We start from the raw sequence: 11985 nt of genomic DNA on the forward strand, positions 1-11985 counted from the left end.
CGTCAGCGGATCAGGACGATCTCGACGCCGGCCGCCTCAGCAATGGTTGCCCACGCACGGTCGGCGGTGAGATCGGGAACGCCGAGGCGCTTGGCGAGCGCCAGGCAGGCGCGATCGCCGAGCGAGAGGCCGGCGGACCGGGTGGCTTGAGCTATCAATCCCGCTTCAACGGCGAGTTCGGCATCAAAAGGTATGATCGGCGGCGAAAGCGCTGCCAGCGTCGAGCGGACCGCGTCGGCCAGCGTTGTGCCGCGCGAGAAGCTGGCGACGACTTCGCTCCAATTGACCGCCGAGATCGAACTATCGCCAACGACCCGCTCGACGATCTCTGCGCCCGGCTCGCGGCGCAGGAAGGCGATCAGGGCCGAGGCGTCGAGGACGTACGCTGCCACTCATCCCACTCCGCCTCTTCGCGCGCCGCCTCTTCCCGACGCCAGGCGATAAATTCGTCGACGGTGGGAAGCGATCCGTATTTCTTCTCAAGCTCCTTGACCAGGAGTTGTGCAGGATGCAGCGGTTTGCCGGCGGCTCTGATCCAGATATCGCCGTCGTCGACGTTGACAACAACAGTATCCCCCGTCCGCAGGCCGAGTTGTTCAAGAAACTCGGCGGGCAGGCTCACTTCGCCGCTATCGGATATTCTGACCCTGACGTCCTGCATCGGATCTTCCCCATCGCGCATCGCGATATACGGGCTTAGATCGTCAGTTTCGCATCAAAAGCCAGTCACCACAAACCCCGCCTACGCCACGCCCGCCGGTTTCGGACCGCCATAGGCCCAGTCGAGCAATTCGATCGTGTGCACCACCGGGACCCCGGCGCCGTCCGAGAGCTGGGTCATGCAGCCGATATTGCCGGTCGCGACGATGTCGGGGGCAACCTTGGCGATGTTGCCGAGCTTGCGCGCCTTCAATTGCTGCGAGAGCTTGGGCTGCAGCATGTTGTAGGTTCCGGCCGAGCCGCAGCAGATATGGCCCTCGGGCACGTCGCGGACGGTGAAGCCGGCCTTCTGCAGCAGCGTCTTCGGCGCCGTCTTGATCTGCTGGCCGTGCTGCATCGAACAGGCCGAATGATAGGCGACGGTGAGCGGCGCCGGCGCCGCGACCGGATCGAGCTTCAAGCTCTCGAGATATTCCGTGATGTCCTTGGCTATTCCCGAGACGCGGCGCGCCTTCTCGGCATAGGCCGAGTCCTCGCGGAACATGAAGCCGTAATCCTTGATCGTCGTGCCGCAGCCCGACGCGGTGATGATGATCGCGTCGAGGCCTTCGCCATCCATCTCGGCGATCCAGGCGTCGATCGTCTGTCGCGCCTGCGCATGCGACTGGTCGGATTTACCCATGTGATGGGCGAGCGAACCGCAGCAGCTCTCCCCCTTGGCGATCACCACCTCGACACCGACGCGGTTCAGGAGGCGGATCGTCGCCTCGTTGATCGAGGGGTCCAGCACCGGCTGCACGCAGCCCGAAAGCAGCGCGACGCGTCCGCGCTTCGCGGCCCCGGACGGGAATACGCCCGGCCCTTCCGACGCCGTCCGGCCATGCGGAAAGCGCGGCGCGAGCTTCAGCATCGCGCCGATGCGCTCGAAGCCGGGGATCTTCGCCACGACGCCGGCAAAGGGACGCGCGATCGCAGCGCCGACAAGCGCGAGACGGAAGCGGCTGCGATAGGGCAGGACCGCAGCGATCGTCGCGCGGATCGCCTTGTCCGCGAAGGGCCGATTATAGGTCTCCTCGATATGCGCGCGGGCATGATCGACGAGATGCATATAGTTCACCCCCGAGGGGCAGGTCGTCATGCAGGAGAGGCAGGAAAGACAGCGGTCGACATGCTTGACGACCTCGTCATTGGCCGGCTTCGACCCCTCCAGCATGTCCTTGATCAGATAGATGCGCCCGCGCGGCGAATCGAGCTCGTCGCCGAGCAGCAGATAGGTCGGGCACGTCGCGGTGCAGAAACCGCAATGGACGCAGGTCCGCAAGATCTTCTCGGATTCGCGGGTGTCCGGATCGGCGAGCTGGGCGAGGGTGAAGGAGGTTTGCATTCTATTTCTCTCCCGGCAGGCTCAGTGCGAGCCGTCGCCCTATGCCTCGGCGGTTGGCCCCCCTCCCCGGCCCTCCCCCACAAGGGGGGAGGGAGAAGACAGTGCCCGTCGATTTCACTGGCATTGATGAAGAACTCAGGACGACCCTCTCCCCCCTTGTGGGGGAGAGTTGGAGAGGGGGGTTGGCAGGCATGGAATTCAGCCGGCACATGACGGTCACTCCATCCTCCCCGGATCGAGCACATCGGCGAGATCGAGCAGGACGCCCTCGATGTTGGTCATGACGTCATTGTTCCAATAGCGAACGACACGATAACCTTCGGCTTCCAGGCGACGGGTGCGAACTTCATCTCTACGGATGGCGTCGTCAGCGGCATGGGTCGCGCCATCGATTTCGACGATCAGACGTCGTTCATGGCAGACGAAATCGACGACGTAGCCGGCGATCGGAACCTGCCGGCGAAAGCCGAGCCCATGGAAGCGATGCGCGCGGAGGTGCTTCCAGATGATCTGCTCCGGCTCCGACATAACCTGACGGAGTTCGTGGGATCTCTGCCTCAGGAGTGGAGCGACCGGCTTTGTCGAGCGCTTCCTGCCGTCATCCGACATCGCGCGCCTCCCTATGCCTCGGCAGCCGACCCCCCTCCCCCGCCCTCCCCCACAAGGGGGGAGGGAGAAAAAAGTAACCGTCGATCTCACTGGCATTGATGAAGAACTCAGGCCGGCCCTCTCCCCCATTGTGGAGGAGAGCTGGAGAGGGGGGTCGGCAGGCATGGAACTCGGTTGGGACGTGGTGATCACCCCATCCTCCCCGGATTGAGAACACCAGCGGGGTCAAACTCCGCGCGGACCTTCTCGGCCATCGCGACGACCGCTGCTGGCTGAGGCTCGAAGACCGGGACCGCCGCGCGGGTGACCGGCGAGGCGCGGACGAGCGTCGCGTGGCCGCCCGGCGCTATCGCGGCGCGAACGATCGCCGCGCCGGCGTCGCCTTCGTCGCGGGCGCTAGCCCAGATCTGGCCGCCGCCCCAGTCATAGAGCAGGCTGCTGCCGAGTTCGGTTTCGAGGCGCCCGCCCACTGCCGGGCCTTCGGACGGCTTGACCGAAATCCGCCAGACGGCATCGCCCGGCGCGTCGCCAAGCGCCGTCACATCGGCGATCGGCCGCCAGAGTGCCTGCGAGGCGTCGCCCTCGATAGCGGTCGCGGCGCCAAACGGCTTCAAAATCGCGACGAGGCGGTCGCGGCGATAGGCGCAGGAGGCGGTGAAGCCTTCGAAACGCAGCAGGGTTTGCGAGGGCGCGCCCGGAATGTGGGCGGCTCCGGTGATCTCGAACGGCGTACCGAGCGCCATGGACATGGCCTCGACGGCGCGCTCCGCCGAAAGGCCTTCGAGGATTAGCGTCGTCTCGGTCTCGGCCTCCGGCAACACCTTGTAGGTGACCTCGGTCAGGATGCCGAGCGTGCCCCAGGAGCCGGCCATGAGCTTCACGAGATCATAGCCCGTGACGTTCTTCATGACGCGGCCGCCGGACTTGATCGTCTCGCCGCGGCCGGTGACAGCACGGATGCCGATCAGATGATCGCGCGCGGCTCCGGCCTGAATGCGGCGCGGACCGGCGGCATTGGAGGCCGTGACGCCGCCGAGGGTCGGCTCACCCCTGGTTCCGAGCAGCGGACGCCAGTCAATCGGCTCGAAGGGGAGACGCTGGCGGCTCGCCTTCAGCGTCGCCTCGATCTCGGCGAGTTTCGTGCCGGCGCGCGCCGCGATCACCATCTCGGATGGTTCGTAGAGCGTGATGCCGGTCATGGCCTGAGTCGACAGAATGCGCGCGGCCTGCACCGGCCGGCCGATGTCGCGCGTGCCGCCGCCGTGAATGGCGAGCGGGCTGTTCGAGCTGGCAGCCTCGGCAACGATCGCCTCGATCTCGGCTTCGGCCTCGGGGAGGAGGATGGAGGTCATGCGCCGTACTCTTTGAAGCCCATCAAACCGGCCGTCCTTCGAGCGGGAACACCTTGTGCGGATTGAGCAGCCATTGCGGGTCGAGCGCCGTCTTGACGCGCATCTGCTGGTCCAGATCGATCTTGTTGAACTGGTGGATCATCAGTTCGCGCTTCTCGACGCCGACGCCGTGCTCGCCGGTCAGGCAGCCGCCGACCTCGACGCAGAGCTTCAATATGTCGGCGCCAGCATCTTCCGCCTTTTCCAGTTCGCCCGGCTGATTAGCGTTGAACAAGACAAGCGGATGCAGATTTCCATCACCCGCATGGAAGATGTTGGCGACCTGCAGCCCGTAACCGGCGCAGATATCGGAGATGCCGGTCAGCACCTGCGGCAGGCAGCCGGTCGGGATGGTGCCGTCCATGCACATATAGTCAGCGATGCGGCCCATGGCGCCGAAGGCGGATTTGCGCCCCTTCCAGATTGCCGCGCTCTCGGCTTCGGACTGCGAGACCTTCATGGTGGAAGGATTGAACTCGGCGGCGATGGCCGTGATCCTGCCGATGAGATCGGCGATCTCGGCTTCGGAGCCCTCCACCTCGATGATGAGCAGCGCCTCGACATCAAGCGGATAGCCGGCATGAGCAAAGGCCTCGCAGACCTTGATGGCCGGGCGGTCCATATATTCGATCGCGACCGGGATGATGCCCGAGCCGATGATCGCGGCGACGCAGGCGCCGCAGGCCTCCGCCGACTGGAAACCCATCAGCATCGGCCGTGCTCCCTCGGCGATCGGCAGGATGCGCAATGTCGCCTCGGTGACGATGCCGAGCTGGCCCTCGGATCCGACCATGAGGCCGAGAAGATCATAGCCGGCGCTGTCCAGCGCGGCGCCTCCGATCTCGACCACCGTGCCGTCGACCAGCACCATCTTGATGCCGAGGACATTATTGGTCGTGACGCCATATTTGAGGCAATGCGCGCCGCCGGAATTCATCGCGATATTGCCGGCGATGGTGCAAGCGAGCTGGCTCGACGGATCGGGCGCATAGAAGAAACCGAGATGGTTCACGGCACCGGAGACGCCGAGATTGGTGACGCCGGCCTCGACGCGGATGGTGCGGTTGGCGGTGTCGATTTCGAGGATGCGGTTCATCTTGGAGACGCCGAGCACGACGGCATCGGCCGTCGGCAGTGCGCCGCCGGCAAGCGAGGTGCCGGCCCCGCGCGCCACGACCTTGACGCCCTCGGCGTTCAGGAACTTCATCACAGCCGAGACTTCCTCGGTCGTCTGCGGAAGCACGACGGCGAGAGGGATCTGGCGATAGGCGGTGAGCGCGTCGGTCTCATAGGCGCGGCGCTCGTCCTCCTCGGTGATCAGCGAGGCTGCAGGCAGCAGCGCAGCGAGGCCGGCGATGATCGCATCGCGCCGCGCTAGCACGCGCTCATCGGGCTTCGGCATCAAAATGGCGGACATCAAACCCTCCCGGCAGGCACCCGAATAGCCGTCATCCCCGCAAAAGCCGGGATCCATTCAGCCGCCATCCTACGGCTGCATGAATCCCGGCCCGGCGCTTCGCTCCGGCCGGGATGACGGAGCTTTATTCTAGAGCGACTCTTATCTTATGCGCCGATGGCGCCACCCCCAAGCCTTGCGGCCAAACAATCATCCTTTCCCCACCATTGAAAATCGCCGTGCTTTGTTGCCAGTATGATCCGCAATGAGCGACTTTACCGACATGGAGATCTTCGCGCGCGTCGTGACTGCCGGCAGCCTGTCGGCGGCGGGGCGTGAACTCGGCTTGTCGCCGGCCGTCGTCTCCAAGCGGCTGAAGCGGCTGGAGGACCGGCTCGGCACGCGCTTGCTTCAACGCACGACGCGGCAGATCGCGCTGACCGAGGCCGGGCGCGGCTTCAACGAGCGCGTCGTGCAGATCCTCGCCTCGATCGAGGAGGCGGAAGCCTATGTCGGCGGGCGCTCCGCCGCCGCCCGTGGCACCCTCAAGGTTTCGGCCCCGACTTCGTTCGGCCGCCTGCATATCGCGCCGCATCTCGGCCCCTTCCTCGACGCCAATCCGGGGCTGACCATCAACCTTGTGCTCTCCGACGATTTCGTCGATCTGGTCAAGGAAGGTGTCGATGTCGCGATCCGCATCGCCGAACTGACCGATTCGAGCCTCGTGGCGCGGCGGCTGGCGCCCAACCATCGCCTGCTCTGCGCGACACCCGGCTATCTCGCCATCCATGGCGAGCCAAAGACGCTCGCCGATCTCTCGCGCCACCATCTGCTCGCCACCGCGGGGCAGGATCCCTGGCGCCTCGAAGGGCCGCAGGGGCCGGTGACGTTCCATGTCGAGGGACGGCTCAAGACCCATTCGAACGAGGTCGTGCGCGAGGCGGTGATCGCCGGCCTTGGGATTGCGCTGCGTTCGACATGGGATGTCGGGCCGGAACTGCGCGAAGGCCGGCTCGTCCATGTGCTGCCGGCCTATCGCGCCTCGCGCCGCGTCGCGGTCCATGCCGTCTATCCGAGCCGGCGCTTCCTGGCGGCGAAGGTGCGCCTCTTCATCGATTTTCTAGCCTCCCTCTATGGCGAGCACCCGCAATGGGACGAAGGGCTGGGCACAATTATCCGGGAATGAAATCCCGCATGGCCGCGTGACATCGCGACTTGCATTTTCACTCGTGCCATAATCGCGATGCCGTCCCTTCAACGGTGCCTCCCCAAAACAACAAGACGCTGCGGCCCGACCTCCCGCGAGCCAAAATCATCCGATAGAGAGAACTCCCCATGGCCAAGAAGCTTATCCTCGACGTCGACACCGGAACGGACGACGCGATCGCCATCATGCTCGCGGCGTTGCATCCCGAACTGGAACTGGTGGCCTGCACCACGGTCAACGGCAACACGGCGGTCGAGAACTGCACGGACAACTCGCTACGGGTGGTCGAGTATATCGGCATGCCGCAAATCCCCGTCTTCGAGGGCCTCACGCGGCCGCTGGCGCGCCGCACATTCCCGGTGCCGCGCCGCGAGGGCGACCAGTCGAGCAAGATCCATGGTCCGACGCTGCCGCTGCCCGAGACAACCCTGAAGAAGCAAGCGACGGGCGCCGTCGAATTCCTGATCGAAACCTATCGCGCCGCGACCGACGAGATCGCGCTGGTGCCGGTCGGGCCGCTCAGCAACATCGCCGCGGCGCTCGCACTCGATCCGAAATTCGTCGACAACGTGCCCGAGGTCGTGATCATGGGCGGCGCCCATGGCTGGGGCAATGTCACGGCGGCGGCCGAATTCAACATCTGGGCCGATCCCGAAGCGGCGGCGATGGTGTTCCAGGCCGGCTTCCGCAAGATCACGCTGGTGCCGCTCGACGCGACCTACCAGGCCTCGCTCTCCTCCCAGAACAGCGCCACGCTGGAGGGTCTCGGCACGCCGGCCGGCAAGGCGGCGTCCTTGTTCATCAATCACCGCATCGCCGCCTATGACGCCGTGCAGCCGCTGCCCGGCGGTGGCCATGCACCGATCCATGACGCGCTCGCCGTCGCCTCGCTGATCCGTCCCGAGGTGATCACGACCAAGTTCCTGCATGTGGATGTCGAGACCGCCGGAACCCTGACCGTCGGGCGCACCGTGATCGACACGCAGGTCCGCACGGAAGCATTCCGCCGCAAGGCACCGAACTGCCATGTCGCCTTCGACGCCGATCGCGACCTGTTCTTCGCGCTCTTGAAGGAAGCGTTCTCGCGGACCGCCTGAGGCGCAGGAACTCAGTCGTCGCCGGGTCCGTCCTTGTGCTCTCCGCGCACCCGGCGAACGACGAACCAGACCATCAGGGCCACCGGGATCACCGCATAGGCCGTGACATGGGCCGGGTCGAGCTCGACGCCGAGGACCGAGGAGCCCTTGGCGAGATAGCCAATCAGGCCGACGACATAATAGCTGACCGCCGCCACCGACAGCCCCTCGACCGTCTGCTGCAGACGGAGTTGCAGGCGGGCACGGCGGTTCATGGAATCGAGCAGCGCGCGGTTCTGCTGGGATAGTTCGACATCGACGCGGGCGCGCAGCAGGGCGGCGGCTCTAGCGAGCTTACGCGACAGATCTTGCTGGCGGTTCTCCAGCGTCTGGCAGGTGCGCATCGCCGGCTGCATGCGCCGGGCAAGGAAATCGGAAAAGCTCGAATAGCCCTCGATCGGCTGTTCATCCATCGCCTTCAAACGCAGGCCGACGATCTCGGCATAGGCTCTTGAAGCGCCGAACCGGAACGAGGTTTCGGCCGCGCCGGATTCGACTTCGCCGGCCAGCAGCGTCAATTCGTCGAGCAGGTCCCGATTGGCCTCCAGCCCCTCGCTCGCGCGGAAAAGGCCGCCGATCTTGACCAGTTCGTTCTCGACGCGGCGGATCTCCGGCTGCAGGCGCTGGGCCTCCGGCAGGCCGAGCATCGCGAGCGTCCGGTAGGTCTCGACCTCCAGGAGGCGCTGCACGATCGGCCCGGCCTCCTGCGGACCAAGACCGCGATCGACGACGAGAAGACGCGTATAGCCGTCGCCATCCTCACGGAAATCCGTCGCGATCACCACGCGGCCGCCGGCGGCCTGCGACACGGCCAGCGAACCCGGATCGAAATTCTCGACCAGATGCGCGACGGGGCGTTCGTCGCGCAGGAGATCGAGCCTTGCTGCCACCATCAGCGGGCCGGGCGCCTCGAAGGCCTCGCCGAACGGCGTTTCCGCCGGCAGGGCACCCACTCCGCCGCGCGCGTCCCAGCTATAGGTCGTGAATTCGGCATGCGCCTCCCAGCGCAGAAAGCCGCCGGAAAGCGGCACGACATGGTGGCGCGCATGGTCGGCCGGCATGGGAAGGCCGTTGCGCAGGCAAAGCGCGGCGAGACGCTCGCGCGCGGCCCCCGCCTGCGCCGCATCGGTCATGAAGGCGAGATGGAGCACGATCCGCGGCGCTTCCATCATCTGGAAGGGCCGCGCATGCACCTCGTGCAAGGCCGCCGCCCTGAGCGGATGGTCCGTGAAGCGGCCTGGTCCTTCGCGCATGGCGCCCTCCCCCTTGCGAGCCGCCATTAGACGGGTTCGTCCGGCTCGCGCAACCGCATGCCCTCCGACAAACAGTACTTCAGACCCAGAAATTAATCCTGCTTCACGCCCGCCGAGATGGCACAATGCTGCCGTTTCCGAACTGGATCGATTTCTTGACCAGTTCCAATCCATCGGTGATAGATGGCGCCATGCTGTTCCAGCCTGTCGCACCCCGTGCCACCGCCGACGATGTAGCGCGCCAGATCGAGCATCTGGTGCTCGAAGGCGTTCTGCATCCGGGCGACCGTCTGCCGGGCGAACGCGATCTTGCCGTGCAGCTCGGCGTGTCGCGGCCGATCCTGCGCGAGGCGCTGAAGGCGCTCGAAGGCCATGGCCTGATCGAGAGCCGCCACGGCGGCGGAACCTATGTCGCGGCCATCGAGGGCGATATATTCGCCGCACCGATCGTCAGCCTGATCGCCGCCTCCCCCAAGGCCGGCGGCGACTATCTCGAATTCCGCCGCGAGATCGAGGCGACGGCTTCCGCCATGGCGGCCAACCGAGCGACCGAAGCCGACCGGATCATCCTGAAACGGCTCTTCGCCGAGATGGAAGCCGCGCATGCGGCGACCGACTTCGCCCGCGAGGCGTCGCTCGACGTCGAGTTCCACAAAGGGATCGGTGAGGCGACGCACAACATCGTCATGATCCATGTGCTGCGCGCCTGCTACCGTCTGCTCTCGGACGGCGTCTTCCAGAACCGCAGCCGGCTCTATTATCGGGGTGGCGCCCGCGACGCGATTCTCGACCAGCACCGCGCCCTCCTGGACGCGATCCTCGCCAGCGACGCAGCGGCGAGCCGCCGCGCCGCGATCGACCATATCGACTATATCGAAACCGCGCTGAAGGCCGAGGCAGAGGCTGGCGCGCGACTCGAGATCGCGACGCTGCGCCTCATACGGCTGGAAGAGCAGGCGAATGTCGGTCGTCCCATCCGTCGGACGGCGATCAAGACCACGGATGCCAAGAGCAAGAATACGGCACGCAAGGGATAGAAGCGACGATGCCCACCACGAAGCAACCCACCGTTGGCCTCTTCGTCACCTGCCTGGTCGATCTGTTCCGCCCGAATGTGGGCTTCGCTGCCGTCAAGCTCATCGAGGATGCCGGTTGCCGGGTCTTCGTGCCGGCGGCGCAGACCTGCTGCGGCCAACCCGCCTATAATTCCGGCGACCGGGCCGATGCGCGCGCCATCGCCGAAGGCGTCATCGCGGCCTTCGAGCCCTATGACTATGTCGTGGCGCCGTCCGGCTCCTGCGCCGGCATGATGAAGTCGCATTATGGCGATCTCTTCAGGGGCGACGCCTCCTGGGCGTCGCGCGTCGGCGCCTTCACCGCCAAGACCTATGAACTCGTTTCGTTCCTCACCGACGTCATCGGCGTCGGCACGGTCGAGGCGCGCTTCGCCGGCAGCGTCACCTATCACGACAGTTGCTCAGGACTGCGCGAGCTCGGCATTCAGAAGCAGCCGCGCAAGCTGCTCGCCTCGGTCGAGGGGCTGAAGCTCACCGAGATGCAGGACCCGGACGTGTGTTGCGGTTTCGGCGGCACCTTCTGCGTCAAATATCCCGACATCTCGAACGCGATCGTCGAGCGCAAGACCGCCGATATCGAGACCACCGGCGCCACGACGCTGCTGGCCGGCGATCTCGGCTGCCTGATGAACATGGCCGGCAAGCTGAAGCGCGAAGGCTCGAAGATCCAAGTCCGCCACGTCGCCGAGGTGCTGGCCGGCATGGCCGAAGGCCCGGCGATCGGCGAGAAGCGGTAACGTAGCCCATGCAGATCCCGGCTCTCCTCGTCGAGAACGGCACGGAGCTTTCCGTCATCATCGCGGATATCACCACGCTCGAACTGGACGCGATCGTCAACGCCGCGAACTCATCGCTGCTCGGTGGAGGCGGTGTCGACGGCGCGATCCACCGCAAGGCCGGCCCGAAGCTCGCGGAAGAATGCCGGATGCTGCATGGCTGCAAGACGGGTCAAGCCAAGATCACCCAAGGCTACAAGCTGCCAGCCCGGCGCGTGATCCACACGGTCGGGCCGGTCTGGCAGGGCGGCGACAAGGGTGAACCAGAACTGCTGGAAAGCTGCTACCGCAATTCGCTCGCTCTGGCGGTCCGGCACGATATCCGGTCGATCGCCTTTCCGGCCATTTCGACCGGCATCTATCGCTTCCCGGGGGATCTGGCGGCCCGGATCGCGGTGTCGACGACACGCCGCGCGATCGCCGATGCGGCGATCGAAAGCGTCGTCTTCTGCTGCTTCGATCCCTCCAGCGCGGCGCACTATCAAGCCGCCTTCGCCGAGGAAAGCTGATGCGCCCGGCGATGTGCCCCAGGCCGCCCAGCGGAGCCGGAATTGCCGGACAATCTCGCCCCTTTGGGGCGAACGTGTCATGATCGACACAGAACTTTCTGAGCCGCGTCTGGAGAAGACCATGGGCCTCGCCAAGGAAAAGCCGCTCTACAATCCGCCGACGGACTACGAGGACGATGACTATCTGTGGCTCTACGAGCAAATCGAATTGCTGCGGCTGAAGCGGATCAACGAAGTCGACCTGCCCAACGTGATCAGGGAACTCGAGGACATGGGGAGCGAGAAGCTGCATGCGCTCGAGTCATCCTATCGCCTGCTCATCGCGCATCTGCTGAAGTGGAAGTTCCAGCCGTCGAAACGATCGACGTCGTGGAGGGTCACGATTGGCAGGGAACGCGACAACATCCAGAGTCGGGAGGTGGACAGCAGGACTCTGGCAGGCCAGGCCGGCCAGATTGTCGATCGCGTCTATCGAAGGTCTGTGCGCGAAGCCGCAGACGAAACCGGCCTGCCCAAATCCGCCTTCCCCGCCGAATGCCCATGGACGCTGGAACAGCTCCGCCAAGAAGACTTCCTGCCGGAGTAGGC

13 protein-coding genes are annotated in these 11985 nt (G+C 65.4%); 6 read left to right on the forward strand and 7 right to left on the reverse strand.

What is annotated here, in order from left to right; genetic code table 11:
• Positions 1-2: 2 nt before the first annotated feature.
• The 6 genes from OSH05_RS03125 to OSH05_RS03150 form a co-directional block, all read right to left on the reverse strand.
• The gene (locus OSH05_RS03125) at positions 3-392 is read right to left on the reverse strand and encodes a type II toxin-antitoxin system VapC family toxin (RefSeq protein WP_104217613.1); all 390 of its coding nucleotides are present in this window, start codon (positions 390-392) and stop codon (positions 3-5) included.
• Positions 359-661 (reverse strand): AbrB/MazE/SpoVT family DNA-binding domain-containing protein, encoded by a 303-nt coding sequence (locus OSH05_RS03130; RefSeq protein WP_165801468.1) that lies wholly within the window; start codon positions 659-661, stop codon positions 359-361. The genes OSH05_RS03125 and OSH05_RS03130 overlap by 34 nt, the downstream gene beginning before the upstream one ends.
• An 81-nt stretch (positions 662-742) precedes the next feature.
• Positions 743-2044: a glycolate oxidase subunit GlcF gene (gene glcF / locus OSH05_RS03135; protein ID WP_104217611.1), complete on the reverse strand. Its 1302-nt coding sequence runs from the start codon at positions 2042-2044 to the stop codon at positions 743-745.
• 216 nt (positions 2045-2260) lie between these two features.
• Positions 2261-2818 (reverse strand): endonuclease domain-containing protein, encoded by a 558-nt coding sequence (locus OSH05_RS03140; protein ID WP_323181443.1) that lies wholly within the window; start codon positions 2816-2818, stop codon positions 2261-2263.
• Positions 2819-2841: 23 nt separating this feature from the next.
• A complete protein-coding gene (locus tag OSH05_RS03145) occupies positions 2842-4005 on the reverse strand; it encodes an FAD-binding protein (protein ID WP_104217609.1) in 1164 nt (387 codons plus the stop codon).
• Positions 4006-4027: 22 nt separating this feature from the next.
• Positions 4028-5461 (reverse strand): FAD-linked oxidase C-terminal domain-containing protein, encoded by a 1434-nt coding sequence (locus OSH05_RS03150; protein ID WP_104217716.1) that lies wholly within the window; start codon positions 5459-5461, stop codon positions 4028-4030.
• A gap of 244 nt (positions 5462-5705) precedes the next feature.
• Here OSH05_RS03150 and OSH05_RS03155 point away from each other — a divergent pair, with 244 nt between their 5' ends.
• Both OSH05_RS03155 and OSH05_RS03160 read left to right on the forward strand, forming a co-directional pair.
• Positions 5706-6626 carry a LysR family transcriptional regulator gene (locus OSH05_RS03155; RefSeq protein WP_165801467.1) on the forward strand — a complete coding sequence of 307 codons (921 nt, stop codon included), beginning with the start codon at positions 5706-5708 and terminating at the stop codon, positions 6624-6626.
• Positions 6627-6775: 149 nt separating this feature from the next.
• Positions 6776-7744: a nucleoside hydrolase gene (locus tag OSH05_RS03160; protein WP_104217608.1), complete on the forward strand. Its 969-nt coding sequence runs from the start codon at positions 6776-6778 to the stop codon at positions 7742-7744.
• Positions 7745-7755: 11 nt separating this feature from the next.
• Here the strand turns inward: OSH05_RS03160 and OSH05_RS03165 are convergent, their stop codons facing one another.
• Positions 7756-9036: a DUF3422 family protein gene (locus tag OSH05_RS03165; RefSeq protein ID WP_104217714.1), complete on the reverse strand. Its 1281-nt coding sequence runs from the start codon at positions 9034-9036 to the stop codon at positions 7756-7758.
• Between the two features lie 191 nt (positions 9037-9227).
• Between OSH05_RS03165 and OSH05_RS25095 the strand changes: the two genes are divergently transcribed.
• The 4 genes from OSH05_RS25095 to OSH05_RS03190 all read left to right on the forward strand — a co-directional run bounded on the left by OSH05_RS25095 (position 9228) and on the right by OSH05_RS03190 (position 11983).
• On the forward strand, positions 9228-10073 hold the full coding sequence (locus tag OSH05_RS25095; RefSeq protein WP_104217713.1) for a FadR/GntR family transcriptional regulator: 846 nt from the start codon (positions 9228-9230) through the stop codon (positions 10071-10073).
• Between the two features lie 8 nt (positions 10074-10081).
• A complete protein-coding gene (locus OSH05_RS03180; RefSeq protein WP_104217607.1) occupies positions 10082-10849 on the forward strand; it encodes a (Fe-S)-binding protein in 768 nt (255 codons plus the stop codon).
• An 8-nt stretch (positions 10850-10857) separates the two neighbouring features.
• Positions 10858-11397: an O-acetyl-ADP-ribose deacetylase gene (locus OSH05_RS03185; RefSeq protein ID WP_104217606.1), complete on the forward strand. Its 540-nt coding sequence runs from the start codon at positions 10858-10860 to the stop codon at positions 11395-11397.
• 121 nt (positions 11398-11518) lie between these two features.
• Entirely contained in the window at positions 11519-11983 is a 465-nt protein-coding gene (locus tag OSH05_RS03190) for a DUF29 domain-containing protein (RefSeq protein WP_104217712.1), read from the forward strand.
• Positions 11984-11985 lie beyond the last annotated feature (2 nt).

Origin of the sequence: Kaistia algarum, from assembly GCF_026343945.1 — a bacterium.
In the GTDB taxonomy this organism is placed as follows: Bacteria; Pseudomonadota; Alphaproteobacteria; order Rhizobiales; family Kaistiaceae; genus Kaistia; species Kaistia algarum.